General features: G+C 41.8%; 19 protein-coding genes. 9 read left to right on the plus strand and 10 right to left on the minus strand.

Annotation, left to right across the window (positions count from 1 at the left end):
- Positions 1–4 precede the first annotated feature (4 nt).
- The 3 genes from HQ29_RS01145 to ychF form a co-directional block, all read right to left on the minus strand.
- Positions 5–634 carry a hypothetical protein gene (locus HQ29_RS01145; RefSeq protein WP_152566459.1) on the minus strand — a complete coding sequence of 210 codons (630 nt, stop codon included), beginning with the start codon at positions 632–634 and terminating at the stop codon, positions 5–7.
- 13 nt (positions 635–647) lie between these two features.
- Positions 648–1,376, minus strand: coding sequence for a Bax inhibitor-1/YccA family protein (locus tag HQ29_RS01150; RefSeq protein WP_052079317.1), 729 nt, complete (start codon positions 1,374–1,376; stop codon positions 648–650).
- 66 nt (positions 1,377–1,442) lie between these two features.
- The gene (ychF, locus tag HQ29_RS01155) at positions 1,443–2,546 is read right to left on the minus strand and encodes a redox-regulated ATPase YchF (protein WP_036862931.1); all 1,104 of its coding nucleotides are present in this window, start codon (positions 2,544–2,546) and stop codon (positions 1,443–1,445) included.
- A 571-nt stretch (positions 2,547–3,117) separates the two neighbouring features.
- On the opposite strand from ychF, the gene HQ29_RS01160 reads away from it, so the two are divergent.
- The 3 genes from HQ29_RS01160 (at position 3,118) to obgE (ending at position 5,482) form a co-directional block, all read left to right on the plus strand.
- Complete coding sequence (locus HQ29_RS01160) at positions 3,118–3,660, plus strand: phosphoribosyltransferase (RefSeq protein ID WP_036792472.1); 543 nt, start codon at positions 3,118–3,120, stop codon at positions 3,658–3,660.
- 70 nt (positions 3,661–3,730) lie between these two features.
- Positions 3,731–4,306 (plus strand): adenylate kinase, encoded by a 576-nt coding sequence (locus HQ29_RS01165; protein WP_036867103.1) that lies wholly within the window; start codon positions 3,731–3,733, stop codon positions 4,304–4,306.
- A 21-nt stretch (positions 4,307–4,327) separates the two neighbouring features.
- A complete protein-coding gene (gene obgE / locus HQ29_RS01170) occupies positions 4,328–5,482 on the plus strand; it encodes a GTPase ObgE (protein ID WP_036867104.1) in 1,155 nt (384 codons plus the stop codon).
- A gap of 236 nt (positions 5,483–5,718) precedes the next feature.
- On the opposite strand, the gene HQ29_RS01175 is transcribed toward obgE, so the two are convergent.
- The 4 genes from HQ29_RS01175 to HQ29_RS01190 all read right to left on the minus strand — a co-directional run bounded on the left by HQ29_RS01175 (position 5,719) and on the right by HQ29_RS01190 (position 10,613).
- Positions 5,719–7,002, minus strand: coding sequence for a 3-deoxy-D-manno-octulosonic acid transferase (locus HQ29_RS01175; RefSeq protein WP_036867105.1), 1,284 nt, complete (start codon positions 7,000–7,002; stop codon positions 5,719–5,721).
- On the minus strand, positions 7,002–8,549 hold the full coding sequence (gene gltX, locus HQ29_RS01180) for a glutamate--tRNA ligase (protein WP_036867108.1): 1,548 nt from the start codon (positions 8,547–8,549) through the stop codon (positions 7,002–7,004). The genes HQ29_RS01175 and gltX overlap by 1 nt, the downstream gene beginning before the upstream one ends.
- 76 nt (positions 8,550–8,625) lie before the next feature.
- On the minus strand, positions 8,626–9,915 hold the full coding sequence (locus HQ29_RS01185; protein WP_036867110.1) for a TPM domain-containing protein: 1,290 nt from the start codon (positions 9,913–9,915) through the stop codon (positions 8,626–8,628).
- Between the two features lie 110 nt (positions 9,916–10,025).
- Positions 10,026–10,613 carry a LemA family protein gene (locus HQ29_RS01190; protein WP_036867112.1) on the minus strand — a complete coding sequence of 196 codons (588 nt, stop codon included), beginning with the start codon at positions 10,611–10,613 and terminating at the stop codon, positions 10,026–10,028.
- 302 nt (positions 10,614–10,915) lie between these two features.
- On the opposite strand from HQ29_RS01190, the gene dnaA reads away from it, so the two are divergent.
- The 6 genes from dnaA to HQ29_RS01220 all read left to right on the plus strand — a co-directional run bounded on the left by dnaA (position 10,916) and on the right by HQ29_RS01220 (position 15,808).
- On the plus strand, positions 10,916–12,310 hold the full coding sequence (gene dnaA / locus HQ29_RS01195; protein WP_082226810.1) for a chromosomal replication initiator protein DnaA: 1,395 nt from the start codon (positions 10,916–10,918) through the stop codon (positions 12,308–12,310).
- Between the two features lie 238 nt (positions 12,311–12,548).
- Positions 12,549–13,394 carry a hypothetical protein gene (locus HQ29_RS01200; RefSeq protein ID WP_036867114.1) on the plus strand — a complete coding sequence of 282 codons (846 nt, stop codon included), beginning with the start codon at positions 12,549–12,551 and terminating at the stop codon, positions 13,392–13,394.
- 91 nt (positions 13,395–13,485) lie between these two features.
- The gene (locus HQ29_RS01205; protein ID WP_036849075.1) at positions 13,486–13,932 is read left to right on the plus strand and encodes a PepSY-like domain-containing protein; all 447 of its coding nucleotides are present in this window, start codon (positions 13,486–13,488) and stop codon (positions 13,930–13,932) included.
- 466 nt (positions 13,933–14,398) lie between these two features.
- Positions 14,399–15,022, plus strand: coding sequence for a hypothetical protein (locus tag HQ29_RS01210; RefSeq protein WP_152565474.1), 624 nt, complete (start codon positions 14,399–14,401; stop codon positions 15,020–15,022).
- Positions 15,016–15,303 carry a winged helix-turn-helix domain-containing protein gene (locus HQ29_RS01215; protein ID WP_152566460.1) on the plus strand — a complete coding sequence of 96 codons (288 nt, stop codon included), beginning with the start codon at positions 15,016–15,018 and terminating at the stop codon, positions 15,301–15,303. Before HQ29_RS01210 ends, HQ29_RS01215 begins: the two co-directional genes overlap by 7 nt.
- 28 nt (positions 15,304–15,331) lie before the next feature.
- Complete coding sequence (locus HQ29_RS01220; RefSeq protein WP_052089660.1) at positions 15,332–15,808, plus strand: DUF2141 domain-containing protein; 477 nt, start codon at positions 15,332–15,334, stop codon at positions 15,806–15,808.
- 125 nt (positions 15,809–15,933) lie between these two features.
- Here HQ29_RS01220 and HQ29_RS01225 read toward each other — a convergent pair whose 3' ends face one another.
- From HQ29_RS01225 to HQ29_RS01235, 3 genes are all read right to left on the minus strand, one after another.
- The gene (locus HQ29_RS01225) at positions 15,934–16,353 is read right to left on the minus strand and encodes a hypothetical protein (RefSeq protein WP_036867118.1); all 420 of its coding nucleotides are present in this window, start codon (positions 16,351–16,353) and stop codon (positions 15,934–15,936) included.
- Between the two features lie 40 nt (positions 16,354–16,393).
- A complete protein-coding gene (locus HQ29_RS01230) occupies positions 16,394–19,039 on the minus strand; it encodes a valine--tRNA ligase (protein WP_036867120.1) in 2,646 nt (881 codons plus the stop codon).
- Positions 19,040–19,113: 74 nt separating this feature from the next.
- A complete protein-coding gene (locus HQ29_RS01235) occupies positions 19,114–20,352 on the minus strand; it encodes a Cof-type HAD-IIB family hydrolase (RefSeq protein ID WP_036867122.1) in 1,239 nt (412 codons plus the stop codon).
- Positions 20,353–20,371: the final 19 nt, after the last annotated feature.

The following is a 20,371-nucleotide window of genomic DNA, read 5'->3' on the forward strand; positions in this document are numbered from 1 at the left end:
GGGTCTAAAGCAGGAAGGTAGAAAAAATTTCGCTTGCGACACCGATTAACATCGTATTCACCACAGTGAAAAAGAGAGATATTTTCCGGCTTATCGGAGGTGTTATCTGCAACCCATAAACCAAAGTATTGTATGCTCCCAAGAGCCCTGCAACAAACACAAAAGGTAAAAACCACAATATTTGAAGATGGGGTTGCCCAAAGAGTGCAAACAATAGTAATACCAGCCAGGTCAAAGTAAGGGCTGCCATTATGGGCAAATCCCAGCCACCGGACTGCTCCCTACCTTCAATCAACTTTTTTCCATGAATAGAGCATACCACTCTCCAGTAAAAGAAGGAGGCAAGCATAAGCACAATATAGTATGCTACTCTGAAAAAAGCATAGATAAGAATCTCTTTTGAAAATCCGCTTTCCGCCATTGCCTCTACCACCTCCCTACCCAAAGCCACAAGAGCAATAAGGGTCAAAAACGGGAAGAAGTAGAGAATCATGAAAAACTCTCTACTTTCGGAAGAGGTATTATTGGAGAGACCTCTGCTCTCCAATCCCAGTAGATCTTCCCATATCTTCTTTGGACGAACATGGGAAGACATGAATAGGATAAAGATAGATAGAAAGTTTTCTCGCTTCAAAGCTATATTTCGCTTAGTCTCTTCTTGCACCTATAATGCGAAGAAGATAGATAAAGAGATTGATGAAGTCCAGATACAAGCTCAATGCTGCCATAAGAGCCACTTTGTTGGCAGATTCCGTATCCGGGATGGAGCCTTCTTCAAACAGTTTTTTGAACTTATTGATATCGTAAGCAGTAAGCCCACAGAAGATGATAACTCCTGCAACACTTACAATCCAGTACATCAAAGGGCTTCCCAAGAAGATATTAACCACAGAAGCCAATATCAGTCCGACAAGAGCCATCATAAAGATGGAACCAAACTTGCTCAAATCCTTCTTGGTGAAGAAGCCTATGAAAGCCATTGTGGCAAACATACCACTCGTAATCAGGAAGGTAGAGAGTACGCTGGTTGCAGTGTACATATAGAGTATGGCAGAGAGGGTTACACCGTTAAGGAGGGCATAAACCATGAAGAGGGCAAATGATATCATGGAGTTGAGTTTGCCTATACTTCTTGCAAGGATAAAGACCAAAACGAGTTCGGCAATGATGAGTCCGAAAAACAGACCTTTGCTGGTCATTATGGCATCAAATATACTTGTGCTAAGAGAGATATAAGAAGCAAAAGCAGACACCACAAGAGCCAGAGCCATCCAGCCATAAGTCTTGCTCCACATAGAGCGCATTGTTACCGTATCCAGGATACGCGTTTGCCCATAAGGGGCAGATACATTGTAGCTATCGTTATTGTTGTACATGTTCTATTCTGTTTTTCGTTGGTAAATAATATTTCTGGTTTATGATTATTACTTTCTCGAATCACTCTATACGTTGAAGCGGAAGTGCATGATATCGCCATCCTGCACCACATATTCCTTGCCTTCGACACTCATTTTGCCGGCTTCTTTCACGGCAGACTCTGATCCGAACTTGATATAGTCGTCATACTTGATCACCTCCGCCCGGATAAATCCCTTCTCGAAGTCCGTATGTATCACACCTGCACACTGAGGAGCTTTCCACCCTTTAACGTAGGGCCATGCTCTCACCTCCTGTACACCTGCGGTGAAGTAGGTTTCCAGATTGAGAAGAGCGTATGCCGCCCTTATCAAGCGAGAAACACCGGACTCTTCCAACCCGATTTCGTTCAAAAACATTTGACGCTCTTCGTAGGTCTCAAGCTCGGCAATCTCGCTCTCTATCTTTGCCGCAACAACCAGTATATGTGCATTTTCGGCAGCGACAGCCTCTTTAACCTGCTCTACATAGCTGTTTCCCGTAACGGCAGAACCTTCGTCCACGTTGCAAACATAGAGAACAGGTTTCGCAGTGAGCAGATAAAGCTCGGATGCTGCCTTCTCTTCATCTTTGCTGTCGAACGTTACGGTACGAGCATTCTCTCCTTTGAGAAGAGCGGCTTGGATGCGTTCATACACCGAACATTGCAGTGCGGCAAGCTTATCCCCTCCTGTTTGGGCTTGTTTTTTAACCTTTAAGATGCGGCTCTCTACCGTTTCCAAATCTTTCAGCTGAAGCTCTGTGTCAATGATCTCTTTATCTCTAATGGGATCCACTGAGCCGTCTACGTGAGTTATGTTATCATCGTCAAAGCAGCGCAATACATGTAGAATCGCATCCGTCTCTCTAATGTTTGCAAGAAATTTATTCCCCAAACCTTCTCCCTTGCTGGCACCTTTGACAAGCCCGGCAATATCGACTATCTCAACCGTATTGGGAACTATTCGTTGCGGATTGACCAATCTTGCCAATTCGTTAAGTCTTGGATCCGGAACGGTTATAACTCCCACATTGGGTTCTATGGTACAGAATGGAAAGTTTGCACTCTGTGCTTTTGCATTGGAAAGACAATTAAAAAGGGTAGATTTCCCCACGTTGGGAAGACCTACGATACCGCATTGTAGAGCCATATCTTTGTATTGAGTTCTATATTTATCTGTGTATAATCTTTTGAGTTTACAAAGATAGTGATTTTGTGCCCAATACAAGTAAGGTGCATTGTGACGGATAAGTGGTTTCCGAAATCCTTTCCGATATTTTCTCTTGTCTGTTTCGCTACTACAATCTCCCTCTTCCCTACTATTTTTTAATAGCTTCCCAAAAGTGTTTTAAGTTTAACAATAGTTTGGTTATTTATATTCAGACTTTGGTTTCAAGGCTTGATTGGTGCACATCAAATCTTGAAAGCCTCTACTCAAGGCTTGATTTCCACAATTAAGGGCTTGATTTATAAATCTCTAAATGTTTAGAAACACTTCTTTTAACGTTCAAATCATCTTTCAAATAGGATAAAACAGATTTGTTTTTGGGATTACCCGAAAAGGGCTAACGCTTTACCATACTCCGGATTCAAACTCTTTTACAAAGCTCTCCACTACCCTGTTTTTCAAAAAAGAGACTCGCTAATCGTCTCTATATGTCTCACCTATGTTATTTTTCCCTAACTTTGTTCTTCCTTTTAATTATAATGGAATAAGAATTATGCCAGCACAAATAACACTTAACGATAAGAGTTTTTCGATCTATATCCATGACTCTGAAATCCAGCCACAGATAAAGCGAATGGCAAAAGAGATTGTTGCCGATATGGGAGATAAGAATCCTCTTTTTATCTGCATTCTCAACGGCTCCTTTATGTTTACATCCGAGCTGATGAGAGAGATAGATGGAGACTATCAACTCTGCTTCGCACAATATGCTTCTTATAGCGGGACACGCTCGACAGGTGCTATTCAGGAGATTATGAAGCCTCAAATTTCGGTGGAAGGTCGTCATGTCATTATATTGGAAGATCTCATCGACTCCGGTCTCACGCTGGATCATATACGTGCTCTCTATACATCGAGAGGAGCAAAAGAGGTAAAGCTGGCTGTGCTTCTGCATAAACCGGATGCTCCGAAGGTAGTGGATGTCAAACCGGACTATCTTGGTTTGGAAATCCCACCCGATTTTATCGTAGGTCATGGCTTGGATTATGACGGAAGAGGACGTCTCTATAAAGACATATACAAACTCATAGAATAAAACTAACAGGCTCTTTAAGAGCAAACAACACTAAAACGAACTGTATCAAACACAAGAATAACGTATTGTTATGATAAATGTTTTAATATTTGGTGCGCCCGGTTCGGGAAAAGGGACCCAAAGTGCAAGAATAGCCCAAACTTTTGGGCTGGAACATATCTCTACCGGAGATATCTTGAGAAAAGAGATTGCAGACCAAACATCTCTTGGGATATTGGCGCAAGACTATATAAAGGAGGGACACCTTGTACCTGATGAAGATGTGGTAGCTATGTTGGAACACCACTTAGAAGGGAAGTTGGGCATGGTCAAAGGTTTCATTTTCGATGGTTTCCCTCGTACCATTCCTCAAGCCGATGCGTTGAAACGTATGCTGGCAAGGCATGATTGTGAGGTTTCTATTGTATTGGATCTTAACGTACCTGAAGATGAGCTAATCAGACGATTGCTCGAACGCGGAAAGATAAGCGGTAGAAGCGATGACAACCTTGAGGCCATAAAGTCTCGTCTTGTCGTATATAATAGTCAGACTCTCCCTCTGAAAGAGTATTTCAGAAAGGAAGGTACTCTTACTCCCATAAATGGTTTGGGAGAGATGGATGACATCTTTGCATCCATATCCGAAGCAATAGACAGTGTATTATAAAGAGCAAAAGAAGTTTTTCCTATGGCAGAATCCAATTTTATAGATTACGTAAAGATCTATTGCAAATCCGGAAAGGGAGGGCGTGGTTCTGCCCATTTCAGGAGAGAAAAATATATCCCTAAGGGAGGTCCGGACGGAGGAGACGGCGGTAGAGGCGGTAGCATCTTTCTGAGAGGTAACCGTAACTTTTGGACGCTTCTCCACTTGAAGTACGACAGGCATAAGGTTGCCGAAAGCGGAGAGCCGGGATCAAGCAAAAATTCCACAGGAAAAGCCGGTGCGGATATATATATAGATGTGCCGTGCGGAACAGTGGCGTATGATGCCGAAACAGGTGATTACATCTGCGAAGTAAACGATCATGACGAAGTGATTTTGCTTCTGCAAGGAGGTCGGGGCGGACTTGGGAATACTCATTTCAAGACCCCTACCAACCAGGCACCGCGTTATGCCCAGCCCGGAGAGCCTGCTCAGGAGAGAATGGTTATCTTGCAGCTTAAGTTGCTTGCAGATGTAGGCTTGGTGGGATTCCCAAATGCGGGGAAAAGCACACTCCTCTCTTCTGTCTCCGCAGCAAGACCCAAGATTGCCAACTATCCTTTTACCACACTGGAGCCAAGCTTGGGGATTGTTTCGTACAGAGATCACAAATCTTTCGTGATGGCAGACATTCCGGGCATCATAGAGGGTGCAGCGGAAGGTCGAGGGCTTGGACTACGTTTTTTGAGGCACATCGAGAGAAATTCGGTTCTGCTTTTCCTTGTCCCTGCCGATGCGGATGATATAGCCAAGGAGTATGAGATCCTGCTGTCCGAACTTGAAAAGTATAACCCCGAACTGCTTGAGAAAAATCGTGTCTTGGGAATTTCCAAGTGCGATCTTATAGATGATGAGCTGAAAGAGATGCTCTCCGAACATCTTCCGGAGGGAGTAAAGACGGTCTTTTTCTCCTCTGTTTCCGGTCAGGGATTACAACTTCTGAAAGATACGATCTGGCAAGCCATTGTGTCGGACAACAGACATGATGTCTCCAACATCGTGAGAAAAAATATGAGAGAGGGGTTGTCGGCATCATTCCTTGAGGATGACTTCGACATGGACTCTATCTACTTTGAAGAGGAAGAAGATGAGGAGTATTATGACCCCGATGAGACCGATGTAGAAGTGGATTGGTAACTCTTATGGATCCCTTCCCAAAGAGTCTTTATCTACATGCTCGATAAAAATATTTGAGGAGGCTTGTTGCTTTAACAAGTCTCCTCAAATGTTTTTTGACCTTCTTGATCTTTATGGAATAGCCTCTTTGATGCACTTTCCGAAGCTGTCCGAGAACCTTTCTCCGGAAATCCTTATGGACTTTCCGCTTATTCCTATATGGCTTTTAGCTGATTCCTATATAGCTTTCATCATATTTATCGGCTGTTAAACCGGTTTTCCAATGTATCGGAAATCTTTGCAAAAATAGCGTCTGTGGCTCCCTTGTTTGCGGATAAATATCTTTCAGCTCTGTCTCCTGCTGTTTGGCGGTAATCTTTATCGGAGATGAGTTTTGCCATAAGCAGGTCTGCCTCCTCCTTGGATGCGATGGAGAAACCACCTCCTTCTTTTAGGAGAGAGACTGCTTCCCTGAACTTATGATATTTAGGACCAAACACGACGGGTGCTCCAAATGCTATTGCTTCGAGCGTGTTGTGTATCCCTTTCCCAAAACCACCTCCTACGTAGGTAATGTCCGCATATCTGTACAGCGAAGAAAGAAGTCCGTAACCATCTATGATAAGGGCTTTGGCATTGGCTATCTCTGCTTCGGATGGTTTGTGGGAGAGATAGACCAGATTGGACTTCCCGATGAGCTCTTCCAAATGGGACAAATGCTTTTCATGAACTTCATGTGGGGCAATGATAAGTCTTACATTGTCATGTGTGAGAAGATAGGGCAAGATGACCTTCTCGTCCTCTTCCCAACTGCTTCCGATGACCAAAACAAGTTGCCCTTTTCGCTTGGCATCTTCCCTGAGATACTCGGCTTCTTTTATCTTTTTCGGTTGAGCTGCTATCTGACACACTCTGTCTGCTCTCGTATCTCCGGCTATGGTAATTTTATCGTTGCTTAGACCGATGCTTTTGAGCAGTTGCAAGGAGTTCTCATCCTGCACAAAAAGATGATCATACAGCCTTAGAGCCTCTTTGAACTCTCTTCCCCAAGATTTGAAAAAGACCTGTTTGGGGCGGAAAATGGCAGAAACCAAGAATACAGGAACTCTTTTTTGATGCAATATAGAGATGGTATTGAGCCAAAACTCATACTTTACAAAGAGTGCAATTGTTGGATTCAGAGTCTCTATAAAGGTCTTCAACTCCGGAGATGTGTCTGCCGGAAGATAGGTTACAATATCGGCTAATGGCGTGTTACAGCGCACATCATATCCCGAAGGAGAGAAGAACGTCAGCACAACCTCTGCTTCCGGAAGGTCTTTCCTAATCCGCTCCAAAAGAGGATGCCCTTGCTCGTACTCTCCCAAAGAGGAGACATGTATCCATATCGTAGGTACTCCTTTCTTTCTCTTCTGTTCAAGGTCAGAAAGAGCATACCGCCTACCTTGTATCATCTTTTTTGCTTTCGGATGCCAAGGAGAGATCAGCCGAAGAAGAGTGAAGTAAGCCTTTACTCCGGTATTGTATAAGACACTACTCATTATTGCTTGAGAGATCCTATTGTATCTATCGCTTTTTCTATTCTTGCCAGTGTCTCATCTTTCCCAATGAACTCAAGAATGTCGAATAGATGAGGTCCTTGAAGAGCTCCTACAAGGCTAAGACGAAGAGGATTCATAATGCCTCCGAGGTTGAATCCCTTTTCAGTGATGAACGACTTGAGCGTATCTTCCAAATGAGCCGACTTCCAATCTGTTATTGAAGTAAGACAAGAGTACACTTCTTGCAGCTGAGCAGGAGTGTCTTCCTTCCACCTTTTTTTGATAGCACTTTCGTCATAAGAGGTTGGTGCGACAAAGAAGAAAGAGATAAGAGCCGGGAGATCCGAAAGCAACGTTATACGATCTTTTATGATCTCGGTGGCTGCAGCCAGTCTATCTTCATCATAAGGAAGATTGGCTCTTTCTATGTGAGCCTTTGCAAGCAATACAATATCTCTTCCGGAGAGTTCTTGGATATATTTATGATTGAACCATTTTCCTTTTTCGTAGTCGAACTTAGCGCCACTCTTGGAACATTTTTTCAGATCGAACGAGTCTATCAACTCTTTCATTGAGAATATCTCCTGATCTGTTCCCGAATTCCAACCCAACAGAGCAAGGAAGTTGACAACAGCATTAGGGAGATACCCGCTTTCTCTATAGCCTGAACTTATGGCTTGAGTAACCGGATCCGTCCAAAGCAAAGGGAATACGGGGAATCCGAGTCTGTCTCCATCTCTTTTGCTTAGCTTGCCATTGCCTTCAGGTTTAAGCAGTAGAGGCAGGTGGGCAAACTGAGGCATGGTATCTTCCCATCCGAATGCACGATATAATAATACGTGCAAAGGTGAGGATGGCAACCACTCTTCACCGCGAATGACATGACTTATCTCCATGAGATGATCATCTACGACATTTGCCAAGTGGTAGGTCGGAAGATCATCTGCACTTTTATATAACACTTTGTCATCAAGAACAGAAGAGTTGATGACTACCTCTCCTCTGATGATGTCATTGACTGTTATATCAACATCCGGCTCTATCTTCAAACGCACGACATACTGAGTACCATCTGCTATCAACTTCTTTACCTCTTCTTCTGTAAGAGATAGAGAGTTTCTCAAAGAGAGACGATTTTGGGCGTCATACTGGAAGTTCGGAATTTCGGCTCTGTATTTCTCCAACTCTTCAGGGGTATCGAAAGCATAATAAGCCTTTCCCTCTGAAAGAAGTTGTCCTACATAGTTCCTGTATATATCGCGACGCTCACTTTGACGATAAGGAGCATGAGGACCTTCGGGCGTAGTCCCGATACCTTCATCTATCTCTATACCCAACCAGTGAAGTGCTTCTATGATATAATCTTCTGCTCCGGGAACAAATCTATGGCTGTCCGTATCTTCTATCCGAATAATCATATCTCCCCCGTTTTGACGAGCAAAGAGATAGTTGTATAAAGCTGTTCTGGCGCCACCTATGTGCAGAGGGCCTGTCGGACTTGGAGCAAAACGTACTCGAACTCTTCTATCTATGTTGTTATTTTTCATAAACGAACTGTTTTATATGTATAATCACGGATCACAAAGGTAGTTATTACTGATGATATGAGTGTTATAGGGACTACTAAAAACGAGTAGTTGCTCCACCTCCTCCGGATCGTCCTCCCCCGAAGCCGCCTCCAAAAGAACCTCCACCTCCTCTAAATCCACCAACAGCCCCAATTGCTGCTCCGAGTGCCGCAGAAGACGTAGAGGATAATCGAGGAGTCTTATCCTCCTTGGTGTATTTGCAGTATAAGCAGAAGTATGTTGTATATATGTAGTTTGGGGTAATAGAGGTATTTTCTTTTCTCATTGTTATACCTTTACAATTGGGACATTGTATGTATGGTGAGTATTTAAGAGTCCCATATACCTCTTTATTATTACAAAATCGGCATGTTGCCGCTATATATGATACGGATCCGATATTTTGTTCGATACTCTCCTTTGTCGTAAGATACGGAAGCACTTCATTGGGAGTACGATGAAGTGTAATACTATTATCCGTGTGGCATGCAACGCATTTCTGCATCTGAGAAGATAGCTTCTTTTTATAGACGAAAATCCAAAGTAACTTATAATAAAGAACTACGGGAAGGAAAAGTATAGCAAACAGACTTAGAAATAATCTTTTTGCCGTCAACTCAGCCTTCAGATAACGTTCCACAGGAGTTCTTCCATTTCCACCCTTGATATTGGCACCGGTTATCAGAAACATTAAAAGAAATCCCGAAATGTATGAAATAAGAAAACCATACTTTATGATAGTCCAGTACAGTTGTAGCTCTTTATCATCCCAAACACTCGGAGCCCTAACAGTAAAAGATTTTGTGGTAGTGTCGTACTCCTCTCTCAGGTTCTTTTCTATGGATTTTATCCCCTCTATTATCGCTTTATCAGGATTTCCAGCCTTTAGATAAGGTATCATATCTTCTTTCTGTATCATATAACAGAGAGCATCAGGCAGTACATGCTCCAACCCATAACCTACTTCAAATGATATTCCTCTCTCTTCCGGATTGTAAACATATAGTATCACCAGCCCATTATCATCACTCTTAGAGCCAACTCCCCATGTATTTAGGATATTGTGTGCAAAGCTTTGCAGATCCTGCCCATCAATGCTTTCCAATATCACTATTGCTATTTCGACGCCCATCTCTTCCCGGATATTCCCTATTAGTTGATTAGCTTCATTATAAGCAGAAGGGCTCAAAAGTTTCGATTCATCTGTTATATACAGAGAGGCATTCACTTTCTGAACATTCTTAACATCATCAACACTCCTTACCACTTGGGCATTCAAAAAGGATACATTCAGAATAAGAAGTAGAAAAAAGAGAGATTTAAGTTTGGAATGAAAACAACTCATTGGTCAGATTGAGGTTTATATGATAAAAACAGGCACGTTTAATATCTAAAAATGCTAAGCAAGAAGGTTTAGATCTTCATGCTTAGCATTTCCTTAAGAGGATAGCCCTATTAAAACTGCACTTCCGGAGCAACATCCGCTCCTTCTTTAGCTTCAAAAAGAGGCTTTACTCCAAATCCGAATATACTTGCAACCAAGTTTTTGGGGAACTTTCGGATGTATTGATTATAATTCTTTACAACATCATTGAATCTAGCTCTCTCTACAGTAATGCGATTCTCTGTCCCTTCCAACTGCACTTGAAGCATTTTGAAACTCTCGTTAGCCTTTAGATCCGGATATGCTTCTACAGAAACAAGAAGCCTGCTCAATGCACTGGAAAGTTCACTTTGTTTTGCCATGAACTCTTCCATATCCTTAGCCGTTAAGTTATCAGGATCAACTTTAACCTGAGTAGCACTGGCTCTTGCTTGGATCACACTTTCCAGAGTGCTTTTTTCGTGATTGGCATATCCCTTTACGGTATTGACCAGATTTGGTATAAGATCGGCTCTTCTCTGGTAAACATTTTCCACCTGTCCCCAAGATGCCTTGACCTCTTCATCCAATACAACCATTCTGTTATACTGGCTTCCCAAATAAAATGCAAGAATGCCCAATACTACTATTACTGCAATTAACGTCTTAGATTTTCTCATATTTGTTTCGTAATTTGTTAAACGATTTATGTAACAAAGATAGCCCTAATTTTTCAATTATTTGACTATCAAACAAGAAGCTCTATATTAGCAAAAAATAACATTATTTACATTTGGGGAGAACCTACCTGCTACCCAACGGTTTAACATTTAGATAGAAAAATAGAGCACTACAAAGCAACCACTTACCCCTAATTTCTTGTCAGTAAGGGGTATCAAAAAAAGCAACAAAAGGGTCATTTTTTTTTCTTCTTTATTTTCCCAAACTTTGCATTTACTAAAAGCCAAAAGTTTTGGCTCGAATGATAAACTATATAGAAAGAATGAATCATATTCTCCAACAAGTTTGGCAGCAATGTCTAAGCTACATCAGTGAAGAGATCAGCTCTCCTTCGGATTATACCCGATGGTTCGCGCCGATCGTTCCTGTTAGTTTGGAGGGTAAAAAGCTCACTTTAAGATTACCTTCGGAGCTTCATTTTGACCATATAGAAAAGCAGTATAAGGATCCGTTCAAGAGATCTCTCGAAAAGTATATTGGGGAAAATTTTGAGCTTGAATACGAAATATTTGAAGGCGTTGCCGTACCCAAATATTCTTCCGAAAAGGTAGATGTACAAGCCATAAGCACACCTGTTAAAAACTCTGACAATTCTCAAAAATCTTCCTTTAGAACGAATCTTGAGCCTCAACTCACTTTTGACTCCTATGTTTATGGCGATTCAAATTTGATGGTATATAATGCTGCTCAAGCCATTATAGCCAATCCGGGAAGTTCTTTATTCAATCCGTTGTTCATTTATGGAGCTTCAGGCGTTGGGAAAACGCATATCTTGCACGCGATAGGAAATGCTATCTTGAACTCTTATCCCGAAAAACGCGTTGTTTATGTATCGGCACAGATGTTCAAAATGCAGTATGTGGAAGCTTCTTACAGGAGAAAACGTCCGGAAGACTTCATTCAATTCTATCAGAATATGGATATTCTGCTCTTGGATGATGTCCAAGAGTTGAGAGATGCAGTAAGTACACAGAGTGCTTTTTTCCAGATTTTCAATAATCTTAGAGCTTTAGGACGCCATATTATAATGACATCCGACCGCCCGGCCGTAGATCTTGACGGACTTGAAGAGCGTCTTTATACAAGAATGAAATGGGGGCTGACGGCTGAAATAGAGCGTCCGGATACCGAACTTAGAAAAAAGATTCTGACTCGCATGATGGGTCAGTATAACATTTCACTCCCTCAAGAAGTCTTCGATATTATTATTGCCTCAACCTCCCAAAATGTTCGAGAGTTGGAAGGAGTTGCCAAAACACTCTTCGCTCACCATACTATGAGTCATAAGCCCATATCTATGGATCTTACGACGAAGATATTGAAGCAGTATGTGAAGTATGAGAAAAAGGTTATCACAATCCAAGACATTGTCGAAGCTGTCTGCTCTCACTTCGATATAGAGCCTCGCTTGTTGCAGCAGAAATGCCGGAAACGTCAGATCGTTTTATCCAGACAGATTGCAATGTATCTCTGCAAAGAGCTTACAGATAGCTCTTTCTCTGTTATCGGAGCAGAAGTCGGAGGGCAGGATCACTCTACTGTCATCTATGCCTGCAAGAGTATAGAAAATCTTTTGAGCACAAATGCTCCCAATATCGCAGAGGATATTGCGGAGATCAAATCTCTTTTGGTGTAGGAAGGCATTCTTGCTTTCGCATGATACACTCAGGTTTTTCGGTAATAAGATTCACACCCATCGGAAGTAAATTATAGAATCTTTCGATGCTGCCACTCTGTTCTTTTGTAGAAAAGTCATAAAAGTATCAAGAGTTGCACCTGTCTGTTAAATCTTATTTATCCCTTCCCCCTTTTTGCTTTTTATGACTACATTTGCACCCATTCCTCAAATGTATTTAGATAATAACAGAATGATTATGATCAGAAAGATAGCAACATTGATTGCACTTATCCTTATTTTGACCTCTTGCAATGGAGATGGAAAAGAAATAAAAAGACCGGAAATAAAACAGAAGACGTATAAGAATCTCATATCCAAGGTAGAAAGGTTTTTAGAAAAAGAATCCATCGGAGAAAACCTCTATAAGTATGATGAAAATAACCGAGTAATAGAAATCACCAATATTCAACGGCTGAACGGAGAAAAGGTGCTAAAATCTGCTATCAGCTATTCAAAGGACAAAATTCTCATCGAAGAAGATGTCCTTCCTGAGGCTGAAAGCAACCTTTCGGCACCAACAAAACACGAGATTGTGCTTGATGCTTCCGGAAAGGCCACTATGCAAATAACAACACTATGTTTTCCCGGAGGAAAGGAGGAACGACGAGTGGCAGATAAATTTCAATACAATAAGACAGGAAAACAAATAAGTCAAAAGACTCCTACATTCAGAGCCATAGAACGTACTTGGGCGAATGATAACTGCATTCAGAAAGATCAGATCTATTATCCAAGTAACTCTTCCGGAGAGAATTCTTCCGTATTTTTCTTTTACACGGATAAAGAGAATAATGATACCTATCCGGATCTCAACCAGATTTGGTCTCCGGCTCCCTCTATCGAAGCTCTTTTTGCAGATGAACTCGGCTTAAGATCTTTCAAGTTGCTAAAAGACATTGAGTACACCGATACTCATACTCCTGCAAAAAGTATCTCATACGAATTCGACTCGATGGGAAGAGTCGTTCTCATAACGGTTGTGAGAAAAAGTAAAACAGGTAAATACCCCAGATCCATCTATAAAATCTCCTACAAGGGATAGAGGAAAAGCTTGAATAATTCAAATTCTTTTCAGATTTGAGTCCTACATTTGTGGTCATATAATTCGTAATTCATAAAAACAGACTACAAACATGAGAAAAATTATTACCCTTTTGGCAATCATCATAGCTGCTGCAACATTTCAGATCAAGGCAGATAACGAGAGACCTATACCTTTTGAAAATCTGCCCAAGCAAGCTAAGGAGTTCATAACAAAGTATTATAGCTCCAAAGAGGTGCTACAAGCCTATGTGGACAAAGACATCCTGACCACTACTTATGACGTTATTTTGGAAAATGGTTGCAAGATAGAGTTCAAGAAAAACGGTGAATGGAAAGAGATTACAAGCAAAAGAGTACCCATCCCGTTCTCTATCGCTCCTCGTCCTATTCAAGACTATGTGAAGACAAACTACCCGAACAGTGATCTCACGAACATAGAGAAAAAGTCGAGAGGCCGTTATCAGATAGACCTTTCAAACGGATTGGAGATAGAATTCGACTCCAAATTCAGAGCAAGAGTGGTAGATGTAGACTAATCCTACTCCCCCATTAAAACCGGGATTATAGACCCGATAAGAAGAAAAAGTCTTCTTATCGGGTCTGTTATTTTTCGCAAGAGAAGATGTTTAACCCTTTTAGAAGTTTCGTTTAACAGATTCAAAACCTTTACCGAACCCTTAAACATCTGCAAAACAAAGCATGAGTTCTACCCTTCAAGGCTTGATGAGTAAAAATCAAGACAAGATTTCTACAGATTAAGCCTTGATTTATAGTTCTTATCCGCTTAACAATAAGAATTGAATATATTAAAGCGACCTTTTTAATATGTTCCCAATAAGATTTCAGCTCAAAATATTTCATGCGTAAATTGGTTTATAAAATAAACTTACTTATATTTGCAGTGTGAAAGAAGTTTGTCGATCGTTTATGACAGGCAACTTCATTCTCGGAGACAGGTATTTTTTCTTAGTGTATTACCCTGATAGATCGCTTTTTTTAGTTATGAATGATGTTAAGTTGAATGAGAAAGAGAGCTTGGCTCTTATCTCTCAAATGATTTTAGAAACCAAGCAAAACCTCGGATTGGGACAGTGGAATAAGTTTTTATTCTACGGATACGCATCTGCGATCATAGGCGTTGGAGTCTATTTCTGTTTCAAATTCACGTCAAGTCCCATGTCGTATCTTTTGTGGTTTATCCTACTGCCACTTTCACTCTTTGCAGCACTGTTTTCAAAGAAGCATCCGCCCAAGGTCGTTTCTTATTTGGAAAAAAGCATCAAGTCCGTCTGGATTGTCATCAACACACTATTCTTTCTCTCTTTGCTTATCATCTGTTTGATTTATGCCCTATCTCTCGTAGAGGTAATACACTTTGGACTTATGGCTCCTTTGAGTTTAATGTATGTCGCCATTGGTTGTGCCATTACGGGAGTGCTTCTTAAAGAGAAAGTTGTGGTTTGGACATCGGGATTTTCTTTTCTCTTGGGCGTTTATATCCTTGTAATGCTCCACTCTACCCATTTGTTTCAGAACTACTTCAATCTTCTTTTGGCTCTCTCGTTTGTCATCATGTTGATACTGCCCGGCCATCTTCTCAATGCCAAAGCCAAGCGTGAATTATGATAGAATTAGATCCTCTACTGCATTCCCAACTTCGTCTTGCCATCATCTCCATTTTAATGGGCATAGATGAGGCAGACTTTGTTTTTCTTAAAGAGAAGACTGAAGCGACCTCCGGAAATCTGAGTATTCAGCTGGACAAGCTTTCACAAGCCGGATATATAGAGATCCGAAAAGAGTTTATAGGTAAAAGACCTAGGACATCTTGCAGGATTACCTCCGCAGGCAGGAATGCCTTTGAAACTTACGTGGAAGCTCTAAAACAATATATAGAAATCAAATAATATTATCCCTCTTAAATTTTATAGTGTCATGAAAACAAAAGTAATTCTACTTGCATTTGCTCTATTGGCAAGTTTTGGCATTACTGCCCACGCTCAATACAAACTTTCTATCCGAGTAAAAGGGATAGAGACAGAGAGTGGCAGCATCATGCTTGCTCTTTACAACAATTCGGAAACATTTCTAATAGAGCCATTTAAGACAAAATCCGTTCCAGCCATCGGTACTTCTCAAATCATCGAACTAAATGATTTACAGAGTGGTAGCTATGCGGCAGCTATTTTCCATGATGAAAACGGAAATGGAGATCTGGATAGAGGAGAGTATGGTATCCCTCTCGAAAAGTTTGGTTTTAGTAATAATGTTATCCCCAAAATGGGACCACCCTCTTTCGAGGAGTGTAAAATAGATGTGGTATCCGATACTCAGACTGAAATTCGACTTATCTCTGCATATTCTGCATTCAAAAAGATTTCTTTTAGATCTCTTGTAAATCGTCCTTTCTGAAGGATGTTTTCGATGATCAATAGTGTATGTGAAAAGCCCTGTCTTGGATTCCGATCTCCGAGACAGGGCTTTTTATTGATGTCTTTTGCCCTCTGACTGAAAGCGATATGTGCCGAAGCTAAATGCTAACAGTCCAACTCCAAAGAGCGTAAAAACTCATTCAGCTCTTTATTCAGGTTGGGCATGAGCGGCGTACTCAGATTTATAACCTCACTCTCCCATTGCAGAAACGTGTTTTCCACTTCATTCTCCTCCCCTATCATGGATACGGAAAATGGGATTTTGAAACAGTCTTGATAGAAGAACCCCTTATCCCGAAGCCTTTTTACCGCCTCTTTTATGACCTTATTCATGGCATTGAATTGCCGGCTTTCGTATGGGATTTTAGCCAAGCACTCATGTTCATCGTTCAATAGGTGCAACTCATTTTCCGGAAGCACGTGCTTGAGAAAAAGTGCATGAGTTGAAGCTTCCGGAGTTTGAGATAATACCTTTTTTCCTTCCTTGAATAGCTCTTCTACTGCCTGGGATAGTTTCTGAAACATGTGTAGATAAAATGGATTTGGAAATATTGATTCTCTCTGTTTACTTGCCTAACATCGCAATACGTTCGCGCAATGTCTCCAATTTTTCAGTGGCATCGGACTGTTTTTTTCGCTCAAGAGCCACCACTTGTTCCGGTGCATTGGCAACAAACTTTTCGTTCTCCAGCTTTTTATTCACCGATAGCAAAAATTTCTCGTAGTATGCCACCTCCTCATGAAGCTTCTTTAGCTCCTCTTCGGTATCTATAAACCCTCCCATCGGAATGGCAAATGTCGCTGTGCCTATCATGATTGAAGCATCATTGGGATCGGCTTCTCTATCTCCGACTTCATACTTTTCGATATTTGCCAAACGGCAAACAATGGATACGGCTTCCGTGCTTAGAACGGCTTGTGTCGCGTAAAGAGATAAAGCCTCTTTAGGTGAAATGTTGTTTTTTACCCTTAGATTTCGGATCTGACTGATAAGTTCACGAGCCATCTCGACCTCTTTAAGGAGAGTAGCATCAAAGGTAAAATCTATCTTCAAAGGATGCTTCATGATGCTGTCTCCCTCTTTTCTTTCTTCCACGAGTTGCCATAACTCTTCTGTGATAAATGGCATGAAAGGATGGAGCAACTGCATCAAAATGGAGAAAAAGTCCAAGGTTGCTTGTTTGGTTTCAGCATCTATGGGAGAGCCGTAAGCAGGCTTTACCAGTTCGAGATAACAAGCAGAGAAGTCATCCCAAAAGAGTTTATACAGAAGCAACATAGCATCGCTCAGCCTGTATTTATCAAAATGATCTGCCAGCTCTACGGATACTTCCGAAAGGCGATTACGGAACCAGTTTACGGCTGCAATACTTGCATCTGTCGGCTTTTGTGCAACCGCTACATCCCATCCGCAAACAAGACGGAAGGCATTCCATATCTTATTGTTGAAGTTACGCCCTTGCTCGCAAAGCGACTCGTCAAAAAGAATATCATTACCAGCAGAAGCCGCAGTCATGAGTCCCATACGCACTCCATCCGCACCATATTTTGCAATAAGATCCAACGGATCAGGAGAGTTGCCTAAAGACTTTGACATCTTTCGTCCTTGAGCATCGCGCACAATTCCGGTAAGGTAAACATGGCCAAACGGACGCTTTCCGGTGTATTCATAACCTGCCATAATCATACGTGCAACCCAGAAAAACAAAATGTCCGGACCGGTAACCAGGTCGGAGGTTGGATAGTAATACTCCAACTCTTTTCTCTCTTCTTCTGTCGGGTTAATAACGCTTCCAAAAACCGATATAGGCCATAACCATGAAGAGAACCAAGTGTCCAAACAATCTTCTTCTTGTCTTAGATCTTCAAGGGTAAGCGTATTGTCCTGACTCTTTTCACGTGCTAAGACTAAAGCCTCTTCCTTAGATGATGCAACAACGAAGCCGCCTTGAGGCAGGAAGTAAGCAGGGATACGATGCCCCCACCAAAGCTGACGAGAGATGCACCAATCCTTTATGTTCTCCATCCAATGGAAGTATGTGTTCTTGAATTTGGCAGGTACAAGAAGAACATCATCCTGTTTGACAGCCTCGATAGCCGGTTGAGCCAATCGCTTCATATCAAGGAACCACTGCATCGAAAGTTTTGGCTCGATAGGTACTTGTGTTCGCTCCGAACATCCGACCTTATTAACGTATGCCTCTTCTTTCTCCATCAATCCGGCCATGGCAAGATCTTTTGCAATCTGCTTCCTTACATCGAACCTGTCCATGCCCTTGTACTGAAGACCATGCTCGTTCAAAGTGCCGTTGTCATTGAATATATCTATGGAGGGAAGAGCATATTTCTCTCCCAACATATAGTCATTTACATCATGCGCAGGTGTTACTTTCAAACATCCTGTACCAAATTCTCTCTCGACATACTCGTCCATGATTATCGGTATCTCCCGATTTACAAGAGGGATACGTACATGCTTATCTTTCAGATAGCTGTATCTTTCGTCTTCCGGATGTACACAAACGGCAGTATCACCAAGTATAGTTTCCGGACGAGTTGTGGCAACAATGATGTATTTTCCCGGCTCTTCTACCACTTCATACTTCAAGTAGTAAAGTTTGCTCTGCTCTTCTTTGTAGATTACTTCCTCATCGGATAGTGCCGTAAGAGCTTTAGGGTCCCAGTTGACCATTCTCACTCCACGATAGATATAGCCTTTGTTGTACAGATCAACAAAGACATCTATCACACTTTGAGAGCGATTTTCATCCATTGTAAAGGCTGTCCTGTCCCAATCACAAGAAGCACCCAGCTTCTTGAGCTGCTCCATGATGATGCCTCCATGCTTATCTGTCCACTCCCAAGCATGATCAAGGAATTGCTCTCTTGTAAGTTCGCTCTTTTTGATACCCTCTTCTGCCAACTTATTTACCACTTTTGCTTCGGTGGCAATAGAGGCATGGTCTGTTCCGGGAACCCATAGAGCGTTCTTTCCCATCATTCTTGCACGTCGAATAAGAATATCCTGAATGGAGTTGTTCAACATGTGTCCCATGTGCAATACACCCGTTACATTGGGAGGAGGCATCACTATCGTGTATGGTTCACGAGCGTCCGGTTTGGAGGAAAATATCTTATTTTCCATCCAGTATTTATACCACTTATCCTCCACCAATGAGGGATCATATTTACTTGCAATATCCTTATTCATCGTCTTTATGTTACTTTTTTCTTTGTTTTAAGAGGTACAAAAATAGCAATTATTCTCTGCACATCTACACTTTACTATCTACGCTTTATGATGCTATTGACTACTCGGATGGAAGAGATAATCTTATCCGTTCCGGTCAGAACATCCACATTCCAGACGTGAGAGCTTCTCCCCTTGTGTACTATGGTAGCTACGCCTCTTACCACATCCCCTTCGTGAGCGGACGATATATGGTTGCCGCTTACCTGCATACCGACCTGTATTTCATTTTCATCACAGAGAAAAACAGACCCGTATCCTGCAAGTGTTTCCGCAAAAGCAAGCGTTGCACCCCCATGAAGGATTCCCATCGGCTGACGGGTACGAATATCCACCGGCATGGTCGCTTCCACTCTTCCTTCCGACAGGTGGGTACACTTGATGCCGAGCGTACTCATCAGAGTGTTTTGCATGAGTGAGTTGAAGTACTCAAGGTCTATGGTTTTCTTGTCTTCCGCATGAAAGAATACCTTTTGAATAAGATGCGCAACGCCGTCTTCATTATTACTTTTCGTAATATAGTGCGCACACTGCTTGACTGCTTCCGTTGCATTGCCCATGGCAACACCAAGACCGGCAAGCTGGATCATGGAAAGATCGTTGTAGCTATCCCCTACCGCGATGAGCTGTTTAGGTGTCATGTTGAGTTCGCTCAAAAGAAAAGAGAGGGCTTTACCTTTATCTATTTGAGCCGGAACTATTTCGAGATAGGTTTCTGCCGACCTGTATATATTGATTCGTTGCCCTAAAATCTGAACAAGCTCTGCAAATATCTTATCCAATGGTTTCTTCTCTCCGATTATGGCAACCTTGTGAGGTGGTTTTACCACTGCTTCCACAAAATCCGTTACCTTTCGGATAGGCATATTGCCATTAAGGAAAGATTCATGCTTTACCAGCTCATGATCCGCATCTTCAGTTATGACAGCATCAAATGTATAAGTTAAAATCGACTGCCCCGCATCCTTTGCGTATTGGTACAATACAGGGATCAGATCCAGATCCAAACAGTGGTTAGCCAAGATCTTACCATCGGAACATCTGATGATCTTTCCGCCATTATACGAAAGCATATAACCTCCAAACTCATCCAGCTTCAACTGTCTTGCGATGTGAGAAACACCATGTGTCGGACGTCCCGAAGCAAGAGCTATTTTGAGCCCTGCCTGTTGTATGCCTATGATATACTTTAGTGTGTCTTTGGAGATCTCTTTTTGGTCATTGGTAAGAGTACCATCCAAATCCAGGGCTATCAACTTATACTTATCATCCATATCTGTTGTATCTTTTGTG

The organism is Porphyromonas canoris (assembly GCF_000765975.1).
Taxonomy (GTDB): Bacteria; Bacteroidota; Bacteroidia; order Bacteroidales; family Porphyromonadaceae; genus Porphyromonas_A; species Porphyromonas_A canoris.